Consider the following 25,357-nt stretch of genomic DNA (forward strand, 5'->3'; position numbering starts at 1 on the left):
ATGAGAAGCCTCTGCCGATTAGCGGTTAGAGGTTTCTTTTACATAAAGCGAATTTTCGTTCGCTTGGAAAATACATTCTTTGTTATAATTTGTTGTAGAGGTGAAGGACATGTCAAACAAACTTGAAACAGGTATTCAATATATGCAAGAAGGAAATTGGGAAGAAGCGGCTAAAAATTTTACAGAAGCAATTGAAGAAAATCCGAAAGATGCGCTTGGATACATTAATTTTGCAAATTTATTAGACATATTAGGTGATAGTGAGCGAGCGATTTTATTTTATAAACGTGCATTAGAGTTAGATGATAAATCTGCAGCTGCTTATTATGGCTTAGGAAACGTATATTATGGCCAAGAGCAATTTACTGAGGCGAAAGCTGTATTCGAACAAGCAATGCAAGCTGGATTACAATCAGCTGATGTAACATTTATGTTAGGTATTACACATGTACAGCTTGGAAATGATCGTCTTGCACTACCATTCTTACAAAGAGCAACAGAATTAGATGAAAACGATGTAGAAGCTGTATTCCAGTGCGGACTTTGCTTTGCGCGACTAGAACATATTCAAGAGGCGAAACCTTATTTTGAAAAGGTATTAGAAATGGATGAAGAGCATGCAGATGCGTATTACAATTTAGGTGTTGCTTACGTATTTGAAGAAAATAACGAGAAAGCTCTCGCTTTATTTAAGAAAGCAACTGAAATTCAGCCAGATCACTTTTTAGCTGGTAATGGCGTTCGTTTATTAGAGCAAGAAGCTGAATAAGATAAAAATATAGTTTAATGGGTAGTTATCCCTCATCTAAAAAGGTGGGGGATGTACTGCTCATTAAAGTGAAAATATCGGAAAGGAGAGGAAAGATGGGAAATCAACATGCAATGGATTTGTTTGAGGAAGAGAAAAAATTTATAAAAGCGCAAGTTCTTCATACCATTTTCCACAACGAAGAAAACCTCTATTCCGTTGTCAGTATGAAAGTCATTGAAACGAATGAAACGTATGACGAAAAGAAAGTAATGATAAACGGTCATTTTCCCCGCATGCATGAAGATGAAGTGTTTACATTGACAGGTCACTTTAAGGACCATCCAAAGTATGGAAAACAATATATGGTTGAAACATTTAAAAAAGAATTGCCGCAAACAAAAGCAGGTATGGTGCAATATTTAGCGAGTGATTTATTTAAAGGGATAGGAAAGCGTACAGCGGAAAAAATTGTGGATCATCTCGGGGAACATGCTATTTCTAAAATTATGGATGACCCTGAGGCGTTAAATGGTGTTGTTAACAAACAAAAGGCCCAGGAAATATATGAGACAATTGTTGAACATCAAGGATTAGAAAAAGTAATGAGCTTTTTAAATGGTTACGGTTTTGGAACGAAACTTTCTATTAAGATTTACCAGCAATATAAAGAGATGACATTAGAAGTGATTCGTAATAATCCGTATCAACTTATTGAAGAAGTGGACGGGATTGGTTTTGGACGAGCGGATGATATAGGGCGTGCGTTAGGGATATCGGGTAATCACGACGACCGTGTACGAGCGGGATGTTTTTACACATTAGAGAATGTCTCATTGCAACTTGGTCACGTTTATATGAGGAAAGATCAACTTGTAAGAGAAACGATGTCACTTTTAAACAATCAAGAAGGAAGAGTGACTGAAGAAGATATTATAGGTTGTATTGAAACGATGCAAAGTGAAGGGAAAGTCATCATAGAAGAAGAACGAGTGTATTTAGCAACTTTATTCTACTCTGAAAAAGGTGTTGTAAAGTCTATTCGTCGATTGATGAATCAAGAGGAAACACCTTCATTTCCTGAAGCAGAAGTGTTAAAAACATTAGGTGAAATTGAAGAACAGTTGAATGTACAATATGCACCGTTTCAGCAAGAAGCGATTCAAACGGCACTTCATAAACCGATGATGTTATTAACAGGTGGACCAGGAACAGGAAAAACAACCGTTATTAAAGGGATTGTTGAAATGTATGCGTCACTTCACGGATTATCGTTAAATCCGAATGAATACAGTGATGATAATCCATTTCCAATACTATTAACAGCTCCAACAGGAAGAGCAGCGAAGCGGATGAGTGAATCGACAGGACTTCCAGCTTGCACAATTCACCGTTTGCTTGGCTGGACGCCAGAAGGATCTTTCCAGCGTAATGAAACGGATCCTGTCCAAGGTAAGCTCCTTATTATCGATGAATTTTCAATGGTTGATATTTGGCTCGCAAATCAGCTATTTAAGTCGCTACCAACGAATATTCAAGTTATCGTTGTAGGTGATGAAGATCAGTTGCCATCTGTAGGACCTGGACAAGTATTAAAAGATTTATTAAATGCAGGTGCAGTTCCGACAGTGAAGCTTACTGAAATTTATCGTCAAGCAGAAGGCTCATCTGTTATTCAACTTGCCCATGCGATTAAAGACGGCACACTCCCGCCAGATTTAGCGCAAAATAAAAAAGATCGTTCGTTTATCAGCTGTACAGGGGCTCAAATTGTTGAGGTTGTGAAAAAAGTTTGCGAAAACGCTAAAACAAAAGGCTTTAGTGCAAGGGATGTTCAAGTATTAGCACCGATGTACCGCGGGCCTGCTGGTATTAATGTATTAAACGAAGCGCTGCAACAAGTTTTTAACCCGAAAAGGGAAAAGAGTAAAGAAATCCAGTACGGTGATGTTGTATACCGAAGAGGCGATAAAGTACTGCAACTTGTTAATCAGCCGGAGAGCCAAGTGTTTAATGGTGATATCGGAGAAATTGTTTCGGTGTTTTATGCGAAAGAAAACGTCGAGCAACAAGATATGATTATCGTTTCATTTGATGGAATTGAGGTAACGTATACAAAGCCGGATTTAAATCAAATTACACATGCATATTGTTGTTCCATTCATAAATCACAAGGTAGTGAATTTCCGATTGTTATTATGCCGATTGTGAAAAGTTACAACCGTATGTTACGCCGTAATTTAATTTACACGGGCATTACAAGAAGTAAGAAGTTCCTTATTATTTGCGGAGAGGAAGTAGCTTTCCAATCTGGTGTAAATCGCCTTGATGATGCAATGCGTCAAACAACTTTAGCTAGTCGCTTGCAGGAATCACAAGGAGAAGTGCAGATGGTCACAGTTAATGGCGAAGAAATGGACGTGGAAAACATTTCACCGTATGATTTCATGTAACAAGGTGAAATTATATAGTGAAACTTTCAAACGCATAGCGTTGAAAGGCTCCAGCAATGTATAAATGAATGCGGTTTGGACATAATGGCGAATAGAATCTGGGAGACTGTAAGGAGATGAAAGCCATATGTTCATTTGTCCAAATTGCAAAGGGAAAGACATTGGGAAAATAGGTGTCAACCAATTTTATTGCTGGAATTGTTATATCGAATTATCGGTTTCAAAGGGGAAAATCCATACGCATCAAGTTGAGGAAGATGGTTCATTAAGCTCTCTTGATGATTTATTTGATGAGAATGAAAGAACGATCGGATAACGAAAAGGGGGATTTACTTTGAATCTACGCAATTCATTAATCGCATTAGGTGTTGGAGCTGCAGCATATCAATATGCTCGTAAGCAAGATGTATTTTCAAAACGCAATATGAAAAAAGCACGTAAGATGATTAAGTCTTACTTATAATCATTTCGATAAAGTGAAAAACTCCCTTATAGACAAGGGAGTTTTTTTATGCACTCATATGCAAATAAAAAAGTCCAATTTCTGAGAAAAGATAAGATAGACCGTAACAGCCAACGCCAAGTATTCCATACTGCCATAATTGCTTCGCTTTTTCTTTACGTGAGGAACGAATAAAGAACCCCTTCCAAATACCAAAGCCGATACAAATCCATTCAAGAATCATAAAAAGTGCTGATAATCCAAGCATAAACAAAACCATAATTAGCCCTCCTGATTACATTATTTCATGCTGTATTCTCAGGGGTGGTTGTCCTTGTTATGTTATTTATATGTACGTCTTTAAAAAACAGTATGGTCCGTATGAAAAGATTTTAAAAGTTTCACACATAACCTAACCCATTTATTTTCAAAATAAAGGTGGAGGAGGTTTTTCATGTGAAGAATCTTAAAATCATTTGGATATATCGTTTAGGATTATTGTTACTTGTTTTTCTTTGTTTGCTCGTCTTTTTAAAAATTAAGCCACTATGGGCACCGATTATTTTTGTATTTAAAGTAGCGATTACGCCGTTTCTTATCGCCTGTTTTATTGCGTATTTATTGCACCCTTTAATTGAAAAAATTCATAAGGAAGGGATGCCCCGTACACTTGCCATTCTGCTCATTTATATCCTTTTCTTTGGCGGAATTGGTTATGGGATTTATAAAGGAACACCAGTCGTTATTAAACAGTTACAAGAGATTAATGAACAATTTCCGCAGTTTACAAAGATGTACGATTCGTGGATGGATGGCGTTACAGAACAAACAGCGAATTTCCCTTCGTTCATTCATGAAAAGGTGAAACAACTTTTTGTGGGTGTGGAAACGAAGATTCAAGCGCTTTTAAATAAAGTGATGAGTACAGCTCGTGGTGTACTCGATTCATTGCTCATTATTTTCTTAATACCGTTCATTGTATTTTACATATTAAAAGATTATGGTGAGTTTTATCATATCTTTTGGAAACTAGTCCCAAGTAAATGGCGAGGTACGGGGCAAATGCTTGCGAAAGAAATTGATAAGTCACTTGGAAGTTATATTCGAGGACAGTTATTTGTTTGTTTAGTATTAGGGGGAGTATCAGCTCTTTCTTTTTGGTTTATCGGTATGAAATATCCATTATTGCTTGGCATTATTATTGGGGTAACGGATATAATCCCGTACTTTGGTCCTATTTTAGGAGCGATCCCGACGTTAATGATTGCAGCAACAGTATCAACGAGTTTACTTATTAAGGCGGGGATTACGATTGCTATTTTGCAATTTGTGGAAAGTAACATTTTATCGCCTTACATTGTTGGTAAGTCACTTCGTATGCATCCTGTTATTATTATGCTTGCATTACTAGTTGGGGGGGAAGTAGCTGGTATTGTAGGGTTACTAATATCGGTTCCGATTTTAGCAGTTATTCGTACTGTCATTGTTCATGTGAGACCTCTCTTGAAAAAAGAAAATGTGTAAGTATAGAAGCCCTCTATGTAAGAAATAGAGGGCTAATCATATATTTATTTAGAAAGCTGCTCGTGTATCTTTTGAACGAGAGAGTTCACATCATTTGTTTGAATATGTTTTATTTTTTTCCATTCGTTATCATACATAAATACAATTTGATTGTTGAAAAGACGCTTTTGTTCTTTTAGATTAGAAATTTTTGCGAAAGAGTACTCTTCAAATATTGGATTCTTACTTACATCTGGCCCGTAAAAGAATAGCCTTTTGTTCGTTAAAATTAGCAATCCTGGCCTTGCGACGGAACGATAAATAAATATGTCTAATGAACATGCTGCGTAAAATAATATCGTTTCGTCAGTCGCTAATATGTTTTTAGCTTTGTTAAGTAAGGTTGTCATTGTGATCGCTCCTTTATTTTATTAACAATAATTTAATTATAGCAAAAAAGTAATATTTAGAAATTTTTATAAATTATTATTGTAAGGAGATTCCAATTTATTAATAAACGCATAATATATGAAAAGGCTGTTAAGAATGAATAGTAGAATACCTATGATTAATAAGCGATTAATACAATATAAATGATTATCTACATTGACAAACTTAAGAGAATTCTATTATATTTAGTCATATAATACATTAAATCAATGACGGAACAAGTACGTTACAGTCCATTTATAGAGAGAAGCTTCCATATGGCTGAAAGAAGCTTTAAATGAAGGGTAACAGAAAGCTAATCCTGAGAGCAGCTAATCACTGCCGTCTTGCCACGTTACGGCACCATGAGGTGATGAATTGATTGTTATTGTAATCAATTCATAATTAGGGTGGTATCGCGAGTTAACTCTCGTCCCTTTTATAGGGACGGGAGTTTTTTATATTTAAGGAGGAAAATACAATGAAACAACTAACAGGCGCACAAATTCGTCAAATGTTTTTAGACTTTTTCCAAGAAAAAGGACATGCAGTAGAACCTAGTGCATCACTAGTTCCACATGAAGATCCATCTCTTCTATGGATTAATAGTGGTGTAGCTACATTGAAAAAATATTTTGATGGACGTGTAATCCCACAAAATCCACGTATTACAAATGCTCAAAAATCAATTCGTACAAACGATATTGAAAACGTAGGGAAAACAGCTCGTCACCATACATTCTTTGAAATGTTAGGAAACTTCTCAATCGGTGATTACTTCAAAGAAGAAGCAATTACATGGGCTTGGGAATTCTTAACGAGCGACAAATGGATTGGATTCAATAAAGAATTACTATCAGTTACAATCCATCCAGAAGATGAAGAAGCATTCACAATTTGGAATGAGAAAATGGGTGTTCCAAAAGAGCGTATTATCCGCTTAGAAGAAAACTTCTGGGATATCGGTGAAGGGCCAAGTGGACCGAATACAGAGATTTTCTATGACCGCGGAGAAGCTTACGGTAATGACTTTAGTGACCCAGAATTATATCCAGGCGGAGAAAACGAGCGTTACTTAGAAGTATGGAACCTTGTATTCTCTCAATTTAACCATAATCCAGATGGTTCATATACACCACTTCCTAAGAAAAACATTGATACAGGGATGGGTCTAGAACGTATGACATCTATCGTTCAAGATGTGCCTACGAACTTTGATACAGATCTATTCATGCCGATGATTGGTGCAACAGAATCAATTTCTGGTGAGAAATATCGTAATGGCGATTTAGAAAAAGATATGGCATTTAAAGTAATTGCTGACCATATCCGTACAGTAACATTTGCTGTTGGTGACGGTGCTCTTCCTTCTAACGAAGGCCGTGGTTATGTATTACGTCGTTTATTACGCCGCGCTGTTCGTTATTCGAAGAAATTAAACATTAACCGTCCATTCATGTTTGAATTAGTACCGGTTGTTGGAGAAGTAATGAAAGACTTCTATCCAGAAGTACTTGAAAAGAAAGATTTCATTGCGAAAGTTGTGAAAAACGAAGAAGAGCGTTTCCATGAAACACTTCATGATGGTGAAGCAATTTTAGCTGAAGTTATTACAAAAGCAAAAGAAGAAAAAACAACTGTTATTTCTGGAGTAGATGCGTTCCGTCTATATGACACATACGGTTTCCCAATCGAATTAACAGAAGAATATGCAGAAGAAGCTGGTATGACAGTTGACCAAGAAGGCTTCGAAAATGAAATGGAAAAACAACGTGAGCGTGCACGTGCTGCTCGTCAAGACGTTGACTCAATGCAAGTTCAAGGCGGTGTACTTGGAGAAGTTAAAGTAGCGAGTGAGTTCGTTGGTTACGGTACAGTTGCAACAGAAAGTAACGTTGTTGCACTTGTGAAAAACGGCGAATACACAGACAGCTTACAAGCTGGTGAAGAAGGACAATTAATGCTTGATGTAACACCATTCTATGCTGAGAGCGGTGGACAAATTGCAGACCGTGGTTACCTTCTTGCTGATGGCGTGAAAGTTCTTGTAAAAGACGTGCAAAAAGCACCAAATGGTCAAAACTTACACAAAGTTGTTGTTGAAGAAGGTACATTAACGAAAGATGCGGCTGTGAAAGCTATTATCGATACGAAAAACCGTAGTAGCGTTGTGAAAAATCATACAGCAACTCACTTACTACACCAAGCATTAAAAGATGTACTTGGAACACACGTTAACCAAGCAGGTTCTCTTGTAACTTCTGAACGTTTACGCTTTGACTTCTCTCACTTCGGTCAAGTACAAGCTGACGAATTAGAAAAAATTGAACGTATGGTAAACGAGAAAATTTGGGAAAGTATTGATGTTGAGATTTCTCAAAAAGCAATCGAAGAAGCGAAAGAAATGGGCGCAATGGCATTATTCGGTGAAAAATACGGTGATGTTGTACGCGTTGTACAAGTTGGCGATTACAGCTTAGAGCTTTGTGGTGGTTGTCACGTTGATAATACAGCTTCTATCGGTATTTTCAAAATCGTTGCTGAGTCTGGTATCGGTGCAGGAACTCGTCGTATTGAAGCAGTAACTGGTAAGTCTGCATACGAATTAATGAACGATCAAGTAGGTTTATTAAAAGAAGCAGCAGGAAAAATGAAAACAAATCCGAAAGATATCTTAACAAGAGTTGATGGTCTATTTGCTGAAGTAAAACAACTTCAAAAAGAAAACGAATCTCTTGCTGCGAAATTAAGCAATATCGAAGCTGGAAACTTAACTGATTCTGTAATGACAGTTGATGGCGTAAATGTATTAGCAGCGAAAGTAAATGTTGCAGATATGAATAACTTACGTACGATGATGGATGATCTAAAAAATAAATTAGAGTCAGCAGTTGTTGTATTAGCGTCTGTTAATGACGATAAAGTAAACATCCTAGCAGGTGTAACGAAAGACTTAATTGGCCAAGGTTACCATGCTGGTAAACTTGTGAAAGAAGTAGCTTCTCGTTGCGGCGGTGGCGGTGGTGGCCGTCCTGATATGGCACAAGCAGGCGGTAAAAACCCAGCTCAAGTCGAAGAAGCTTTAGCATTTGTACAAGAGTACGTTAAATCTGTTTCAAAATAAAGAGATAGTAGTGTACAATGGTAGGGAGAGGAGAAGTTCTTCTCCCTATACTTACTATATAAGTGAGGTGCTTGAAATGGACGGTTTTGATAAAACAATGAAGTTTAGCATTCAAGATGAAAAACAGAGTGTCCATGTAAATGATGTACTTTTAACTGTGTATGATGCACTTCAAGAAAAAGGCTATAATCCGATTAACCAAATCGTCGGTTATTTATTAAGTGGAGACCCAGCATACATACCTCGCCATAAAGATGCACGTAGCATCGTTCGCAAGCTTGAACGTGATGAGATTATTGAAGAGCTTGTGAAGTCTTACTTGAAACATCATCGTGAGGAGTAGTTTATGCGGATATTAGGTTTAGATGTAGGTACAAAAACAGTCGGAGTTGCAATTAGCGACGAAATGGGCTGGACAGCACAAGGGTTAGAAACAATTAAGATTAACGAAGAACGAGGTCACTTTGGTTTTGATCGTATTTCTGAGTTAGTAAAGCAGTACAATGTGGATAAAATAGTAGTAGGTTTACCTAAAAATATGAATGGTACAATTGGCCCACGTGGTGAAGCGTGCCAACAATTTGCAGAAAACCTACGAGAGCTGTTACAATTAGACGTTGTAATGTGGGACGAGCGTTTGTCAACGATGGCAGCGGAACGTCTACTCATTTCAGCTGATGTAAGTCGTAAGAAGCGAAAACAAGTAATCGATAAGATGGCTGCAGTCGTAATCTTACAAGGATTTTTAGATAGTAAATAAGAGGTGACCAAAATGGAAGAAAATCAAATTACAATTGTAGACGAAAAAGGTAACGAACATTTATGTGAAATTATTTTCACTTTTGATGCTGAAAAATTTGGTAAAAAATCATATGTAGTCTTCTCTCCAATCGGTGAAGTAGACGAAGATGGAGACCCAATTTATGATGCAATGGCTTATGAGCAAAATGAAGAAGAGGGCGGAAGCTTACTTCCAATCGAATCTGAAGAAGAGTGGGAAATGGTACAAGAAATGTTCAACACTCTTGCTGATGAGCAAGAAGCTGAATAATAAGTACTGAAAAGATGGACGACATACAGTCCATCTTTTTTTGTATTTATATGTAAAATGAAAGATTTTTTGTCGAAACTGTGTAAGTCTTTGTAGTATAATGAGACGGATTGTAGAAAAATAAAGTGTCTATTAAAAAAAGATAAGTGAATTTGTTGCGTTTTTACATCGTGCTGTATAGAAAGGTGTACATACGGTCTACAATTAAGTAAGGAGGAAATGTTTTGATAGAGAATCAAGTGAAAAAGAAGCGTAGACGCATCTTTTTATTTTCGATTATTGCACTGCTTTTAGTTTGTGGTTCAGTCTATGCGTATATTTCATCCGCATTAGGACCAGTTGATAGCGGGAATAAAAAAGAGATTGAAGTAGAAATTCCGAAAGGATCATCTACAAGTAAAATTGGAGAAATTTTAGAAGAAAAAGGCGCTGTAAAAAACGGTACAGTTTTTAGTTTTTATACAAAGGCTAAATCGAAAAGTTTACAAGCAGGTACATATTTATTAAACCCTTCAATGAATGCTGAAGATGTGATCGAACAAATGTCATCTGGCAACGTGCATCGTCCAGCTCTTTATAAAGTGACGATTAAAGAAGGGGCGCAAGTAACTGAAATTGCAGAAACGATTGCGACAGAACTAAAGTGGAATAAAGATGATGTTACGCGTCAATTAAACGATAAAGCATTTATTCAAAAAATGCAGCAAAAGTATCCGAAGTTATTAACGGATAAAATCTTTGATAGTAATATTAAATACCCATTAGAAGGTTATTTATATCCTGCAACGTATTCGTTTTATAAGAAAGATACAACGTTAGAAGAAATTGTAATTCCGATGCTTGAGAAAACAAATGCAATCATTGTTCAAAATGAGGCGAAAATGAAAGCGAAGAACTGGGATGTTCATCAGCTTTTAACATTATCTTCACTTATTGAAGAAGAGGCAACTGGTTTTACAGATCGTCAAAAGATCGCTAGTGTCTTTTATAATCGTTTAGCAAAAGGTATGCCGCTTCAAACGGATCCAACGGTATTATATGCACTTGGAAAGCATAAACAACGTGTATTATACGAAGACTTAAAGGTCAACTCACCGTACAATACGTATGTTGTAAAGGGATTGCCGGTAGGGCCGATCGCAAACTCTGGTAAACATTCAGTGGAAGCTGCGTTAGAACCTGCGCAAACAGATTATTATTATTTCTTAGCTGCACCAAGTGGTGAAGTGTACTATGCGAAAACATTAGAAGAGCATAATGCATTAAAGCAAAAATACATTACGAAAAAACAGTGAAATGGGGAGGGATAGCGAAAAAAGTCGCACATCCCTCTTTTTTGTGGTAAAATATATCGGGTTAAAAACTGGCAGAAGAATCGTTTTTAATATCAAAACGGGACGTACAAGCTAAGGGTAAAGCTGGCTTGTATTTTTATTGCATTCTATGTGGGAAAAGACGTCATAGAGGCACTTCTCCATGTAAATAAGGAGGACCATTTATGGAGGATGCAGTTAACGAGTACCTATTATCATTTATTAATCCGAAAGATAAATTAATTCTTGAAATGGAAGAATATGCAACAGAAAATCATGTGCCGATTATGGATCGACTTGGAATGGAATTTATGCTGCAATTTTTACGTTTAATTGGACCGAAAAGCATTTTAGAACTTGGAACAGCAATCGGTTATTCTAGTATTCGTATGATGCAAGCTATTCCAAATTCACGTATTGTGACAGTTGAGCGCAATCGTGAGCGATATGAAAAAGCACTTGAATATATAGAACGTTCCCCAGTAACAGATCGTATTTCAGTTATTTACGGTGATGCGTTAGAGACAGGTGAACAAGTAAAAGAACACGGGACATTTGACGTTATTTTTATTGATGCAGCAAAAGGACAGTATCGTCGCTTTTTTGACTTATATGAACCGTTATTAAATCCTGGTGGCGTAATTATTTCAGATAATGTTATGTACCATGGTCTTGTAACGACAAAAGAGAAGATTGAAAACAGACGTACACGTGGTTTAATCCGTCGTATTAAGACGTACAATGAGTGGCTTATGAACCATGAAGGATATGATACAACGATTTTCCCAATTGGTGATGGAGTAGCTGTTAGTAAAAAGAGAGGGTGACCAAGGTATGAAGAAACCTGAATTGTTAGTAACGCCAAGAGCGGTGGCGGATATCGAACTTCTTGCGAAAGCAGGAGCAGATGCGGTAATGATCGGTGAGCAAAAGTTTGGTTTACGTTTAGCAGGGGAGTTTTCACGTGAAGATGTAAAACAAACTGTGAAGATTGCGCATGAAAATGGTGTGAAAGTATACGTAGCAATGAACGCTATGTTCCACAACGATAAAGTAGAAGAATTAACAGATTACGTTTCATTTTTAAATGAAGTAAATGTAGATACAATTGTTTTCGGAGATCCAGCAGTATTAATGGCTGTTCGCGAAGTAGCGCCAAATATGCAGTTGCACTGGAATACAGAAACGACAGCAACGAATTGGTTCACTTGTAATTACTGGGGACAAAGAGGAGCGAAGCGTGCTGTATTAGCTCGTGAGCTGAGCTTAGATGAAATTGTTGATTTAAAAGAAAATGCTGAAGTGGAACTAGAAGTACAAATTCACGGTATGACTTGTATGTTCCAATCGAAGCGTTCATTAGTAGGAAACTACTTTGAGTATCAAGGACGTAATCTTGACATTGAAAAGAAAAAATATGAAGAGAATATGTTCTTATATGACCCAGAGCGTAATAATAAATATCCAATCTATGAAGATGAAAATGGTACTCATATTATGAGTCCGAACGATATTTGTTTCATTGATGAATTAGAGGAACTAATCGAAGCTGAAGTTGACAGCTTAAAAATCGATGGTGTACTAAAAAGTTCTGAATACATTATTGAAGTAACGAAGAAATATCGTCAAGCAATTGATTTATGCGTAGAAGATCGTGATGCGTATTATGACGTGAAAGATGCTCTATATAAAGAAATAGAAGAAATGCAACCAGTAAATCGTCCGTTAGACACAGGATTCTTCTTTAAAGAAACGGTTTACTAAACGAGGAGGGTGTAGGAAATGACTGTACAAGAAATTTCACGAGTGATCGATGGCAAGCGCGTTATTGTGAAGAAACCTGAACTGTTAATCCCTGCGGGTAACTTAGAAAAATTAAAAGTAGCTATCCATTATGGGGCAGATGCTGTATATTTAGGTGGACAAGAATTTGGTCTTCGTTCGAATGCAGGTAACTTTACGCTGGAAGATATGGCAGAAGGCGTTGAATTTGCCAAGAAATATGGAGCGAAAATATATGTAACAACAAATATTTTCGCACATAATGAAAATATGGACGGGCTAGAGGAATATTTAAAAGGGATTGAAAAAGCTGGCGTAACGGGAATTATCGTTGCTGATCCGCTTATCATTGAGACGTGTAAACGTGTAGCGCCTTCTGTTGAGGTGCATTTAAGCACACAGCAATCACTATCCAACTGGAAAGCAGCACAGTATTGGAAAGAAGAAGGTTTACATCGTCTTGTATTAGCTCGTGAAGCAAGCTATGAAGAAATGAAAGAAATTAAAGACAAAGTGGATATTGAAATTGAAGCATTCGTCCATGGTGCAATGTGTATCGCATATTCAGGAAGATGTACACTAAGTAACCATATGACAGCGCGTGACTCTAATCGTGGCGGTTGTTGCCAATCTTGCCGCTGGGATTATGATTTAGTTCAAACAGTATCACAACATAAAGATGCAAAAGAGCTTCCTCTATTCCAAGAAGAAGATGCTCACTTTGCGATGAGTCCAAAAGATTTAAATTTAATTTTATCAATTCCGAAAATGATTGAAATTGGAATCGATAGTTTAAAGGTAGAAGGACGTATGAAATCAATCCATTACGTAGCGACTGTAGCAACTGTATATCGTAAAGTAATTGATGCTTATTGTGCGGATCCGGATAACTTTGAGTTTAAACAAGAATGGTTAGATGAGCTTGATAAATGTGCAAATCGTGATACAGCTCCTGCATTCTTTGAAGGGGTTCCAGGACATCAAGAGCAAATGTTTGGAAATCATAGTAAGAAAACAACGTATGATTTTGCTGGTTTAGTGTTAGATTATAATGAAGAAACGGGCATCGTAACGCTTGAGCAACGTAATCATTTCAAACCAGGACATGAAGTGGAGTTCTTTGGACCAGAAATAGAAAACTTTACGCAGACGGTGGAGAAAATTTGGGATGAGGATGGAAACGAATTAGATGCAGCGAGACATCCGTTGCAAATCGTGAAATTCAAAGTGGATCAACCAGTGTATGTGAATAATATGATGCGCAAAAGCATACTTCAATAAGAAAGAGTGGTAGTCGAATGGGGACGAATAAGCCTGTTGTAATTGGAATCGCTGGTGGTTCAGGATCAGGAAAAACAAGTGTAACGAAAGCGATTTTTGACCATTTTAAAGGTCATTCCATTTTAATCTTGGAGCAAGATTATTATTACAAAGATCAAAGCCATTTACCAATGGAAGAGCGTTTAAAAACAAATTATGATCATCCGCTTGCGTTTGATAATGATCTGTTAATTGAACATTTGCAGCAGTTGCTTGCATATGAGCAAATTGATAAGCCTGTATATGACTATACATTGCATACGCGTTCAGAAGAAATTATTCCAGTTGAGCCGAAAGATGTAATTATTTTAGAAGGAATTCTTATTTTAGAAGACCCACGTCTTTGTGAGTTGATGGACATTAAGTTATTCGTTGATACAGATGCTGACCTTCGTATTCTGCGCCGCATGCAGCGTGATATTAAAGAGCGCGGTCGTACGATGGATTCAGTTATTGATCAGTACGTAACTGTTGTACGTCCAATGCACAATCAATTTATTGAGCCTTCTAAGAAGTTTGCGGATATTATTATCCCTGAAGGTGGACAAAACCATGTTGCAATTGATATTATGGTGACAAAAATTGCAACAATTCTTGAACAAAAAGTAAATTTGTAATAGCATAGTAAAAGATATACGGTAGGAAGGGATTTTTTCCCTTCCCATCGAATACAATGAAACATGCAACCTCATCTATATATAGGTGAGGGCATATTTATATCAACTTTCCATACATATCTTCTTTATATAAAGAAGAATTGGAAATACGGGGTTGTATGTGACAACTCCGCTAGTGCGAGGGTACTAGAAACCTCCGCTAACAATGGAAGCGGAGGAGTTTTCATATGGAACTCCTCTTTTTTTCGGGGGATTGGTATATAAAAGGAGTGGAAAATATGTCAACAGAAAAAACATACCCTATGACGCAAGAGGGTAAGCAAAAACTAGAGAACGAACTTGAGCAATTAAAAACAGTAAGACGTAAAGAAGTAGTAGAACGTATTAAAATCGCACGTAGCTTCGGGGACCTTTCTGAGAACTCTGAGTACGATGCAGCAAAAGATGAGCAAGCGTTCGTAGAAGGACGTATTACACAATTAGAAAATATGATTCGTAATGCAGTTATCATTAAAGATACTGGCGAAGTATCAACTGTTGTTACATTAGGTAAAACAGTAACATTTAAAGAATTACCAAACGGAGATGAAGAAGCGTACACAATCGTAGGTAGCGCGGAAGCTGATCCATTTGAAGGAAGAATTTCTAACGATTCTCCAATCGCAAAAAGCTTATTAGGTAAGCAAATTGGTGAGAAAGTAACAATCCAAACACCAGGCGGGGAAATGCAAGTAGAGATTGTCTCTGTAAAATAATAAAAAAATCACTCGTGTAAAAACGAGTGATTTTTTTATTTGTATAAAAGATGAAACACTCCGTCCAAACTATAATAGACGAGGTGTTTTTTTATGAAAATAAAACGGAGAATTACAATTGTTTTAATTTGTTTTATGGGCATTATGTTTTTATTGCTTTGTCGTTTAATTCAAATCCAAATTATAGATACAGAATCATTTACTGATCGCAAAATAAATTTAATTGAAAAAAGTGTTACGCAACGTACGCAATACATTGCAGTAGACGATGGACGTGGGCAGTTTATAGATCGTAGTGGTAAAGAAATAGGTGAGGAAAAGTATCCTGTTTTAATTGTTTTTCCATTTTTACAAATAAAAAATGACATGTTAGAGAAAATCGCGCATATCATTGGTGTGTCGAGACAAGAGATCAGAAGACAAATGAAAAATAAAAAAAATGCATTTATACTGCAAGGGGAAACTGCTCCATTTCGAGTGACACGAGAGCAGATGGAGAAGGTGAATCAATTACATGTATTAGGTATTGTAGCAGCTGAAGTGCGATTAAAACAAACTGGGGAGATAAATCATTTAATTGGTGATGTAGGGGAGAACGAAAGAGAATTTCAAAAGCGATATGGAGAAGTGAAAAAAATTTCAAAACAAACGCCGATAGGTATTTCAGGATTACAGCAATCATTTGATGAATTTTTATTGACTGATGGAGAGGCAAAAGTATTGTATCAAGTAGATCGGCAAGGAGAACCAATTTTCGGAAAGCAAGCGAAATATACTTCACCAGGAAATCCATTTTACCCAGTTAGGATTCAAACTACTTTACATAAAGGGTTGCAGCAAAAAGCAGAAGAAGTGATTGAAGCAAATGAAATAAAGAAGGGGGGATTAGTATTACTTGATGTAAAGACAAATGAAATATTAGCGATGGTCAGTAAGCCGTCTTTACAAGTAAGAGATAAGAATTTATATAAGACTACACTTGAAAATCAAATGTTAACGCCGCATTTTCCAGGCTCTGTTTTTAAAACAGTAGTTGCAGCTGCAGTCATTGATCAAAAAGTAAATTTGTTTAATCGGACATTTAATTGTAATAAAGATTTATATGGTGAAAACGACCCACAAGTTATGATGGGTACACTTAACTTCAAAGAGAGCTTTGCTAGGAGCTGTAACAGGACATTTTCCGAGTTAGGTAACGAGCTATTACAAAAGGATAGGACGGTGCTAGAAACATACGTAGCAGCTTTAGGAGCAAATGAAAAGGTTGGATGGAAAGGTTCTGTATTTCATACACCTCATTTCGAGCAAATGCCAGAAGAAAAAGGCACTACTATTTGGGGGAATGAAGAAAACAAAAATAGTAAAAAAGCGGTAGAGCAAACAGCGATTGGACAGAAAGATGTACGTATATCACCTCTAGCAATTGCAAATATGATGGCGACGATTGCGAGGAATGGAGAAAAAATGGAAGTGAAAGCTGTTGAAAAAATAGTATATAAAAATGGAGCGGATTTTTTTACATTTGAGAACCATACGTTACATGGAAAACAGCTTTCGTATGAAACAGTGAAAACATTACAAGAGTTATTAAGAGGCGTTGTAACAAGGGAGAAAGGAACAGGAACGGCATTCCGTTCGTTGCCGCTCAGTGTCGCTGGAAAATCCGGGACAGCGCAAACAGGGAAAGGGACGAGGGTGAATCGCTGGTTTGCAGGTTATTTTCCGTATGAGAATCCAAGATATGCTTTAGTTGTTGTTGATCTAGAGACTGATAACAAAGTGAATAAAGTCACACCTATTTTTAAAGATATGGTAGGAGCAATCTATCAATTGGAGAATGAAAAGTAATCTTGCAATTTATAGTGAATTGTTTTCATTTCATGAAAATATCATTGTAAATGTTCAACCTTTCTAGATTTAATGTTACAATAGCAATTAGGAAAAACTGCATGGAGGTTTGGAGAATGGCAGGAGGATCAAGATTCCAACAGAAACAACAAAAACGTCGTCAAAACGGTGTTTTAAATATTGCAATCGCTATTGTATTACTATTAGTAGCTATTGTAGCATATCAATTGTTCGTTCCTAGTACGAAAGAGCAAGCATCTTCTACTGATAAGAAAGTCTCTCAACAAACAACAAAGAATGAGAAAGCTGGAAAATCAGAAGATAAAGAATCTGCTAAGAAAAAAGAAAAAGAAAAAGAGCAAGCAGAAGCTAAGCAAAAAGCTGAAGAAGAGAAGTTAAAGGCTGAGGAAGAAAAGAAAAAAGCTGAAGAAGAAGCGAAAGCTAACGAGAAAGTATCAGCTGAAAAAACTGTATCCAAGGCAAAAGAGGCTTATACAAAACCTTCTTGGAAAGCTGTAGGAACAGAACAAGGTTCATCACCAGCGATGACGTTTAAACAGGGGTCATCAGATTGGAATGAGATGCAAAGTGCAATTGCTGCAGGTATTGAAGTACCGAAGGAGCAATTAGTATTCCATTTTGTTGGAAGAGACAAAACTGGAAAGAGTAAAGCTTATGGTGACGTTCAAGATAAGCAAAGTGGAAAAAGATATTACGTAAATATTGATTGGATAGACAATGAGGGCTGGAAACCAGTACTTGTTCAAACTCTAAACTAAAAAAGAGAAGCTCCTTAGGAGCTTCTCTTTTTTAGTTAACGCAATTTCTTTAATTTAAAATGAACAACCGCGCTATAATACGGTCTTTTGCTTTCAGGATCCATAACCATTTGATGTGAGATGTGATGAACTTCAAGCATAAGTGCTTTATTATTATCGATTTGTTCACTAATTTTTCGTTCTAAAGAAGCTAAGTCTCCCGCTTCAAAAAATTCTACTTTATCTTCTAACATTTCAAAGGTAAATGACATGAAGACGGCCCCTCTCCTATGTAATCAACTATAGTGTAACAAAGAAAAGAAGGAAATACCATGTACATTTCAATTGACATTTTTAGAAAGAGGGAATATCATACTGATAAAACCGATAAGAAAAAGGGGAATTTTTATGGGCACAGAATTTAATGGTTTATTTGATGAGTGGGCTCATACGTACGACTCATTCGTACAAGGCGAAGATATACAATATAAAGAAGTTTTCGCCCATTATGAGGATATTCTAGAGGATGTAGTTAACAAGTCATTTGGTAATGTATTAGAATTTGGTGTCGGTACAGGTAATTTAACAAATAAATTATTACTTGCTGGCCGCACAGTTTACGGTATAGAACCGTCGCGTGAAATGCGTATGATTGCAAAAGAGAAATTGCCAAAAGAATTTTCGATTACAGAAGGTGATTTTCTTTCGTTTGAAGTTCCAAATTCAATTGATACCATTGTAAGCACCTATGCATTTCATCATTTAACAGATGATGAAAAAAATGTAGCGGTTGCGAAGTATAGTCAATTGCTAAACAAAGGTGGTAAAATAGTGTTTGCTGATACGATATTTGCAGATCAAGATGCATATGATAAAACTGTTGAAACAGCAAAACAAAGAGGTTTTCACCAGTTAGCAAACGATTTGCAAACGGAATACTATACACGCATTCCAGTTATGCAGACTATTTTTGAAAACAATGGCTTCCATGTAACGTTTACGAGATTAAATCATTTCGTTTGGGTAATGGAGGCAACTAAGCAATAGAAAGAGGGATTAGATTGAGAATTGCTGTAATTGGAGCAATGGAAGAAGAAGTACGTATTTTACGTGACAAATTAGAACAAGCAGAGACAGAAACGGTTGCAGGTTGTGAATTTACGAAAGGACTATTAGCAGGACATGAAGTAATCTTGTTAAAGTCTGGTATTGGTAAAGTAAACGCAGCGATGTCAACGACAATTTTATTAGAAAAATATAAGCCTGAAAAAGTAATTAATACTGGTTCAGCTGGTGGATTCCATCATTCTCTAAACGTTGGTGATGTAGTTATTTCCACTGAAGTTCGTCACCATGACGTAGATGTAACAGCATTTAACTATGAATATGGTCAAGTACCAGGAATGCCGCCTGGATTTAAAGCTGATGAGGCGTTAGTTGCATTAGCTGAGAAATGTATGCAAACTGAAGAAAATATTCAAGTTGTAAAAGGCATGATTGCAACAGGCGATTCATTTATGAGTGATCCGAACCGCGTTGCAGCCATCCGTGATAAATTTGAAAATCTTTATGCGGTAGAAATGGAAGCAGCAGCTGTCGCACAAGTATGCCACCAATATGAAGTTCCGTTTGTTATCATTCGCGCACTTTCTGATATTGCTGGTAAAGAATCAAATGTTTCATTTGATCAGTTTTTAGATCAAGCAGCTCTTCATTCTACAAACTTTATCGTAAAAGTGTTAGAAGAGTTAAAGTAATGTAACAAAAAGGCAACTGTCTCATATAAAGAAAATACATACAGTTGCCTTTTCTTTATTGGCAAACAAGGGGGAGAACACGATGAATGTATATCGTGGAGTTCATGAGTTAATTGGTCATACACCAATTGTAGAAATTACTCGTTTTTCACTTCCGAAAGGGGTCCGCTTATTTGCAAAGCTTGAATTTTATAACCCAGGCGGAAGCGTTAAGGATCGTTTAGGAAGAGAATTAATCGAAGATGCGCTAGAAAAAGGGCTTGTTACCCAAGGTGGAACAATTATTGAACCGACTGCTGGGAATACTGGTATTGGACTGGCACTTGCAGCATTAGAACATGATTTACGTGTTATCGTTTGTGTACCAGAGAAATTTAGTATTGAAAAACAAGAATTAATGAAAGCACTAGGTGCAACGGTCGTCCATACACCGACTGAGCAAGGAATGACCGGTGCAATTGCAAAAGCAAAAGAATTAGTAAATGAAATACCGAATTCATACTCTCCAAGTCAGTTTGCGAATGAAGCAAACCCGCGTGCTTATTTCAAAACACTAGGTCCTGAACTTTGGGATGCACTGAATGGAGAGATTAACATATTTGTTGCTGGAGCAGGAACTGGCGGTACGTTTATGGGGACTGCATCTTATTTGAAAGAAAAAAATATAGATATTAAAACAGTTATCGTAGAGCCAGAAGGATCTATTTTAAATGGTGGTAAGGCTGGTTCACATGAGACCGAAGGAATTGGACTGGAATTTATCCCGCCATTTTTGAAGACATCTTATTTTGATGAAATTCATACGATTTCTGATCGAAATGCATTTTTACGAGTGAAAGAATTAGCGCAAAAAGAAGGACTTCTCGTTGGGAGCTCTTCAGGAGCAGCATTTCATGCGAGTTTACTTGAGGCAGAGAAGGCAGCACCAGGTACAAATATTGTAACCATTTTTCCTGATAGTAGTGAGCGCTATTTAAGTAAAGACATATACAAAGGATGGGAATAAAAAATGAGAGCAAAAACAAAGTTAATTCATGGTATTCGCATAGGAGAACCTTCAACTGGATCTGTAAACGTACCGATCTATCAAACAAGTACGTACAAACAAGAAGCGGTTGGTAAGCATCAAGGATATGAATATTCACGTACAGGTAACCCAACACGTGCAGCTTTAGAAGAAATGATTGCTGTATTAGAAAATGGTCATGCTGGATTTGCATTCGGTTCTGGAATGGCTGCTATTACAGCGACAATTATGTTGTTCTCAAAAGGTGACCACGTTATTTTAACAGATGATGTTTATGGTGGAACGTATCGTGTTATTACGAAAGTATTAAACCGCTTCGGTATTGAACATACATTTGTAGACACAACAAACTTAGAGGAAGTTGTAGAAGCAATTCGTCCAAATACGAAAGCGATCTATGTGGAAACACCAACGAACCCATTACTAAAAATTACTGATATTAAGAAAATATCTACTCTTGCTAAAGAGAAAGATTTATTAACAATTATTGATAATACATTCATGACGCCATATTGGCAGTCGCCGATTTCTTTAGGAGCAGACATTGTACTTCATAGTGCAACGAAATATTTAGGAGGTCATAGTGACGTAGTTGCAGGTCTAGTAGTGGTAAATAGCCCACAACTAGCAGAAGACCTTCACTTTGTACAAAACTCAACAGGAGGTATTCTTGGACCACAAGATAGCTTCTTACTACTTCGCGGTTTAAAAACATTAGGAATTCGTATGGAAGAACATGAAACGAATTCACGCGCTATTGCTGAATTCTTAAATAATCATCCAAAAGTAAATAAAGTATATTACCCAGGTCTTGAATCACATCAAAACCATGAATTAGCAACAGAACAAGCAAATGGATTTGGTGCTATTATTTCGTTTGATGTAGATAGTGAGGAAACATTAAATAAAGTACTTGAGAAACTGCAATACTTTACACTTGCTGAAAGCTTAGGAGCAGTAGAAAGTTTAATTTCTATCCCATCTCAAATGACACATGCATCAATCCCAGCAGATCGCCGTAAAGAATTAGGAATTACAGATACATTAATTCGTATTTCTGTCGGTATTGAAGATGGTGAAGATTTAATTGAAGATTTAGCACAAGCGCTAGCGTAATAAAAAATGCACTGCTAATGTGGAGCAGTGCATTTTTATTATGTTAATTTGTGAAATATTTCACAAATTAGACATACACAAATGAAATGATTTCATGTATATTGAATTCATGAAATGTTATTCACGAGTAAACTTGTGAAATATTTCACAAACAATGGGATTCATGTAGGACGGTAACTCTATTTTTTTTCGCTAATCGGGACTTATTATGACCTATAGGGACTTATAAAGACCCTGATAACAGAATAGGAGGAAATTTACATGGTAGTCAAAGAGAAAGTTATAAATGAAATGCAAGAGGTAAAAGAGATGATTGATACGTTAGTAAATAACGGTCAACAAGCTTTACAAGCATTAGAAAGTTTTACACAAGAGCAGATTGACAACATTGTTCATGAAATGGCATTAGCAGGTGTTGATCAACATATGCCACTTGCAAAATTGGCTGTTGAAGAAACAGGCCGTGGTGTCTATGAAGACAAATGCATTAAAAATATTTTTGCCACTGAATATATTTGGCATAGTATAAAGCAAGATAAAACGGTAGGAATTATTCACGAAGATCCTCATGAAGAAATAATAGAAATTGCAGAACCTGTCGGTGTAGTAGCTGGGGTAACACCAGTAACGAATCCAACGTCGACAACAATGTTTAAAGCTTTGATTGCGATAAAAACGAGAAATCCAATTATTTTCGCATTTCATCCTTCTGCACAAAATTGTTCGGTGGCAGCAGCGAAAACCGTATATGATGCAGCAATGAAAGCTGGTGCACCAAAACATTGTATTCAATGGATTGAAAGACCGTCTGTCGAAGCGACGAAACAATTAATGAACCATGAGGGTGTGGCACTCGTTCTAGCAACTGGAGGCGCTGGTATGGTGAAATCAGCTTACTCTACTGGAAAACCAGCACTAGGTGTAGGTCCCGGTAATGTACCGTGTTATATAGAAAAATCAGCACATGTAAAACGAGCTGTTAATGATTTAATTTTATCGAAAACATTTGATAACGGTATGATTTGTGCATCGGAACAAGCAATCATTGTCGATAAAGAAATCTATGATGATGTTAAAACAGAAATGATCGAAAACAATTGTTACTTTGTAACAGAAGAAGAAAGAAAAAAATTAGAAAAGCTCGTTATAAATGAAAATACATGTGCAGTAAATAGTGATATTGTAGGAAAATCAGCACAGTATATTGCCGAATTAGTTGGGATTACTGTTCCTGAACATACAAAAATGCTTGTAGCTGAAATTCAAGGTATTGGAGCAGCATACCCGTTATCTCGTGAGAAACTGAGCCCAGTATTAGCCTGTGTGAAGGCGAATTCATTAGAAAAAGGATTTACATATTGCGAAGAAATGTTGAACCTCGGTGGTTTAGGACATTCAGCAGTTATTCATTCTACAAATAAAGAAGTGCAAAAGCAATTTGGATTACGTATGAAAGCTTGCCGTCTCATTGTAAATGCACCTTCATCACAAGGTGGAATAGGGGATATATATAACGGATTTATTCCATCACTTACACTTGGTTGTGGTTCTTACGGAAAAAATTCAGTTTCCCAAAATGTAACAGCGACTCATTTATTAAATATAAAAAGGCTGGCAAATAGAAAAAAGAATATGCAGTGGTTCAAATTGCCGCCAAAAATTTATTTTGAAAAACATGCTACAGCGTATTTAGCAAATATGCCTAACATTTCACGTGCATTTATTGTAACGGATCCTGGAATGGTTGAACATGGCTATGTGGATACAGTCACGCACTATTTAAACAAGCATGCAAATGATGTGAAAATTGAAGTTTTCTTTGAGGTCGAACCAGATCCATCAGATGAAACTGTCTTTAAAGGTGCGGAAATGATGAGAAGCTTTAAGCCAGATGTAATTATCGCACTTGGTGGTGGTTCAGCTATGGATGCAGCAAAAGGAATGTGGTTATTCTATGAGCATCCAGAAACGACATTCTATGGCATTAAACAGAAGTTTTTAGATATAAGAAAACGTACATGTAAATATCCGGAATTAGGAAATAAGGCGCAGTTTGTTGCGATTCCAACAACATCAGGAACAGGATCAGAAGTGACACCATTTGCGGTTATTACAGATAAGAAAAATAATATAAAGTATCCGCTCGCAGATTATGAATTAACACCAGATGTAGCAATTGTTGATCCACAATTTGTAATGACAGTACCACCACATGTAACAGCAGATACTGGTATGGATGTTTTAACACATGCAATTGAGGCGTATGTGTCTGTTATGGCAAATGACTATACAGATGGATTAGCATTAAAAGCTATTGATCTCGTATTCAAATATTTACCGAGAGCATATAAAGATGGAAATGATGAAGAAGCACGGGAAAAAATGCATAACGCTTCTGCAATTGCAGGGATGGCATTTGCAAATGCTTTTCTAGGTATTAATCACAGCTTAGCACATAAAATTGGTCCAGAATTCCATATTCCGCACGGACGTGCAAATGCAATTCTTATGCCGCATGTAGTCCGCTATAATGCTATTAAGCCAAGAAAACACGCATTGTTCCCAAAATATGAGCACTTTGTAGCAGATGAACGCTATGCACATATTGCGAGAATGCTCGGGCTTCCAGCAAGCTCAGTAGCAGAAGGTGTGGAATCACTCGTCAAAGCAATTATTGAGCTTGGAAAAAGCTTAAATATTAATATGAGTATTGCAGGACAAGGGGTAGATAAAGAGCAATTTGAAGAGGTTGTTGGAGTATTAGCAGAAAGAGCTTTTGAAGATCAATGTACAACTGCTAATCCAAAGTTACCGCTTATTTCAGAGCTGAAAGAAATTTATATGGAAGCATATAAAGGTGAATAATGATTAAAAAAGAGCCGCAGAAAGCGGCTCTTTTTTTGTTGGAAAACATCTCCCAGAATGGCTGTATTTACTGGTCTTTCAGTTTCATAGAATATGATAAAGTGAAATGGAGGAGTGAGAATATAATGAAAGAATTACAAGGAAAAATAGAAGATTATACTAGGTTCGGACAAATTCTTCTCGCTGTAAGTACATTGTTAATGGTTGGCTTGTTGATTCCGGATGGAGCAAAAGAGACAATCCAATTTTTTGTTATGATGGGGAGCATCGTTATATTTTTAAGTTTATCGTTCTTTTTCTTTCAGCGTGTGAAAGTGATGCGTGACCAGTTAGAGGAAAATGAATGTGAATAATATTGTTAACTAGAGCGCGGCGAAAAGAAAGAATCTTTTTGTCGCGCTTTTTGTTTTTTGTAGAAAAATGTATGCGTTTCATGTTGACAATGATAA

At 36.7% G+C, this 25,357-nt stretch carries 26 protein-coding genes and 1 other annotated feature; of the genes, 23 read left to right on the plus strand and 3 right to left on the minus strand.

From position 1 onward, the window contains the following. The first annotated feature begins 109 nt into the window (after positions 1-109). From H6481_RS00165 to H6481_RS00180, 4 genes are all read left to right on the plus strand, one after another. Positions 110-769 (plus strand): tetratricopeptide repeat protein, encoded by a 660-nt coding sequence (locus tag H6481_RS00165; RefSeq protein WP_182810890.1) that lies wholly within the window; start codon positions 110-112, stop codon positions 767-769. A 95-nt stretch (positions 770-864) separates the two neighbouring features. Next, on the plus strand, positions 865-3,201 hold the full coding sequence (locus tag H6481_RS00170) for an ATP-dependent RecD-like DNA helicase (protein ID WP_000528080.1): 2,337 nt from the start codon (positions 865-867) through the stop codon (positions 3,199-3,201). A 127-nt stretch (positions 3,202-3,328) separates the two neighbouring features. After that, positions 3,329-3,517: a hypothetical protein gene (locus H6481_RS00175; RefSeq protein ID WP_000469281.1), complete on the plus strand. Its 189-nt coding sequence runs from the start codon at positions 3,329-3,331 to the stop codon at positions 3,515-3,517. 18 nt (positions 3,518-3,535) lie between these two features. Continuing rightward, positions 3,536-3,664: a YrzQ family protein gene (locus H6481_RS00180; RefSeq protein WP_001053553.1), complete on the plus strand. Its 129-nt coding sequence runs from the start codon at positions 3,536-3,538 to the stop codon at positions 3,662-3,664. 46 nt (positions 3,665-3,710) lie between these two features. On the opposite strand, the gene H6481_RS00185 is transcribed toward H6481_RS00180, so the two are convergent. Further along, on the minus strand, positions 3,711-3,923 hold the full coding sequence (locus H6481_RS00185; protein WP_000242539.1) for a hypothetical protein: 213 nt from the start codon (positions 3,921-3,923) through the stop codon (positions 3,711-3,713). 176 nt (positions 3,924-4,099) lie between these two features. On the opposite strand from H6481_RS00185, the gene H6481_RS00190 reads away from it, so the two are divergent. Beyond that, the gene (locus tag H6481_RS00190; protein ID WP_000793129.1) at positions 4,100-5,167 is read left to right on the plus strand and encodes an AI-2E family transporter; all 1,068 of its coding nucleotides are present in this window, start codon (positions 4,100-4,102) and stop codon (positions 5,165-5,167) included. A gap of 44 nt (positions 5,168-5,211) precedes the next feature. Here the strand turns inward: H6481_RS00190 and H6481_RS00195 are convergent, their stop codons facing one another. Further along, positions 5,212-5,556, minus strand: a complete 345-nt coding sequence (locus tag H6481_RS00195; protein ID WP_000209465.1) for a PH domain-containing protein — start codon at positions 5,554-5,556, stop codon at positions 5,212-5,214. Between the two features lie 240 nt (positions 5,557-5,796). Further along, positions 5,797-6,016 (plus strand) — a binding site (T-box leader). Positions 6,017-6,056: 40 nt separating this feature from the next. Between H6481_RS00195 and alaS the strand changes: the two genes are divergently transcribed. The 12 genes from alaS (at position 6,057) to H6481_RS00255 (ending at position 18,164) form a co-directional block, all read left to right on the plus strand. After that, a complete protein-coding gene (alaS, locus tag H6481_RS00200) occupies positions 6,057-8,699 on the plus strand; it encodes an alanine--tRNA ligase (protein ID WP_000811849.1) in 2,643 nt (880 codons plus the stop codon). A 76-nt stretch (positions 8,700-8,775) separates the two neighbouring features. Then, a complete protein-coding gene (locus tag H6481_RS00205) occupies positions 8,776-9,042 on the plus strand; it encodes an IreB family regulatory phosphoprotein (RefSeq protein ID WP_000348591.1) in 267 nt (88 codons plus the stop codon). Positions 9,043-9,045: 3 nt separating this feature from the next. Next, positions 9,046-9,459 (plus strand): Holliday junction resolvase RuvX, encoded by a 414-nt coding sequence (gene ruvX, locus H6481_RS00210; RefSeq protein ID WP_001221193.1) that lies wholly within the window; start codon positions 9,046-9,048, stop codon positions 9,457-9,459. A gap of 12 nt (positions 9,460-9,471) precedes the next feature. After that, entirely contained in the window at positions 9,472-9,750 is a 279-nt protein-coding gene (locus H6481_RS00215) for a DUF1292 domain-containing protein (protein WP_000392245.1), read from the plus strand. A 224-nt stretch (positions 9,751-9,974) separates the two neighbouring features. Continuing rightward, positions 9,975-11,045, plus strand: coding sequence for an endolytic transglycosylase MltG (gene mltG, locus H6481_RS00220; RefSeq protein WP_000572135.1), 1,071 nt, complete (start codon positions 9,975-9,977; stop codon positions 11,043-11,045). 203 nt (positions 11,046-11,248) lie between these two features. Beyond that, complete coding sequence (locus H6481_RS00225; protein ID WP_098379465.1) at positions 11,249-11,890, plus strand: O-methyltransferase; 642 nt, start codon at positions 11,249-11,251, stop codon at positions 11,888-11,890. A gap of 7 nt (positions 11,891-11,897) precedes the next feature. Next, positions 11,898-12,827: a peptidase U32 family protein gene (locus H6481_RS00230; RefSeq protein ID WP_182810892.1), complete on the plus strand. Its 930-nt coding sequence runs from the start codon at positions 11,898-11,900 to the stop codon at positions 12,825-12,827. 18 nt (positions 12,828-12,845) lie between these two features. Beyond that, positions 12,846-14,126, plus strand: a complete 1,281-nt coding sequence (locus tag H6481_RS00235) for a U32 family peptidase (protein ID WP_000217961.1) — start codon at positions 12,846-12,848, stop codon at positions 14,124-14,126. A 17-nt stretch (positions 14,127-14,143) separates the two neighbouring features. After that, the gene (gene udk / locus H6481_RS00240; protein ID WP_000537080.1) at positions 14,144-14,782 is read left to right on the plus strand and encodes a uridine kinase; all 639 of its coding nucleotides are present in this window, start codon (positions 14,144-14,146) and stop codon (positions 14,780-14,782) included. Positions 14,783-15,060: 278 nt separating this feature from the next. After that, complete coding sequence (greA, locus tag H6481_RS00245; protein ID WP_000102591.1) at positions 15,061-15,537, plus strand: transcription elongation factor GreA; 477 nt, start codon at positions 15,061-15,063, stop codon at positions 15,535-15,537. 93 nt (positions 15,538-15,630) lie between these two features. Then, positions 15,631-17,385, plus strand: a complete 1,755-nt coding sequence (locus H6481_RS00250; RefSeq protein WP_000695143.1) for a penicillin-binding transpeptidase domain-containing protein — start codon at positions 15,631-15,633, stop codon at positions 17,383-17,385. Between the two features lie 116 nt (positions 17,386-17,501). Then, the gene (locus tag H6481_RS00255; protein ID WP_086390441.1) at positions 17,502-18,164 is read left to right on the plus strand and encodes a YrrS family protein; all 663 of its coding nucleotides are present in this window, start codon (positions 17,502-17,504) and stop codon (positions 18,162-18,164) included. A gap of 35 nt (positions 18,165-18,199) precedes the next feature. Here the strand turns inward: H6481_RS00255 and H6481_RS00260 are convergent, their stop codons facing one another. After that, positions 18,200-18,415 (minus strand): YrzA family protein, encoded by a 216-nt coding sequence (locus H6481_RS00260; RefSeq protein WP_000010984.1) that lies wholly within the window; start codon positions 18,413-18,415, stop codon positions 18,200-18,202. Between the two features lie 136 nt (positions 18,416-18,551). Here H6481_RS00260 and H6481_RS00265 point away from each other — a divergent pair, with 136 nt between their 5' ends. The 6 genes from H6481_RS00265 to H6481_RS00290 all read left to right on the plus strand — a co-directional run bounded on the left by H6481_RS00265 (position 18,552) and on the right by H6481_RS00290 (position 25,261). Then, positions 18,552-19,190 (plus strand): class I SAM-dependent methyltransferase, encoded by a 639-nt coding sequence (locus tag H6481_RS00265; protein WP_000536323.1) that lies wholly within the window; start codon positions 18,552-18,554, stop codon positions 19,188-19,190. Between the two features lie 14 nt (positions 19,191-19,204). Then, entirely contained in the window at positions 19,205-19,900 is a 696-nt protein-coding gene (mtnN, locus tag H6481_RS00270; RefSeq protein ID WP_001217027.1) for a 5'-methylthioadenosine/S-adenosylhomocysteine nucleosidase, read from the plus strand. A gap of 82 nt (positions 19,901-19,982) precedes the next feature. Further along, complete coding sequence (locus H6481_RS00275) at positions 19,983-20,906, plus strand: O-acetylserine dependent cystathionine beta-synthase (RefSeq protein ID WP_001103877.1); 924 nt, start codon at positions 19,983-19,985, stop codon at positions 20,904-20,906. 3 nt (positions 20,907-20,909) lie between these two features. Next, complete coding sequence (locus tag H6481_RS00280) at positions 20,910-22,043, plus strand: bifunctional cystathionine gamma-lyase/homocysteine desulfhydrase (protein ID WP_001201921.1); 1,134 nt, start codon at positions 20,910-20,912, stop codon at positions 22,041-22,043. 261 nt (positions 22,044-22,304) lie between these two features. Next, positions 22,305-24,908 (plus strand): bifunctional acetaldehyde-CoA/alcohol dehydrogenase, encoded by a 2,604-nt coding sequence (gene adhE, locus H6481_RS00285; protein ID WP_182810894.1) that lies wholly within the window; start codon positions 22,305-22,307, stop codon positions 24,906-24,908. Between the two features lie 125 nt (positions 24,909-25,033). Continuing rightward, positions 25,034-25,261 carry a YrhC family protein gene (locus H6481_RS00290; protein ID WP_000661454.1) on the plus strand — a complete coding sequence of 76 codons (228 nt, stop codon included), beginning with the start codon at positions 25,034-25,036 and terminating at the stop codon, positions 25,259-25,261. The last annotated feature ends 96 nt before the right edge of the window (positions 25,262-25,357 follow it).

This window comes from Bacillus sp. ME78 (assembly GCF_903970865.1).
In the GTDB taxonomy this organism is placed as follows: domain Bacteria; phylum Bacillota; class Bacilli; order Bacillales; family Bacillaceae_G; genus Bacillus_A; species Bacillus_A cereus.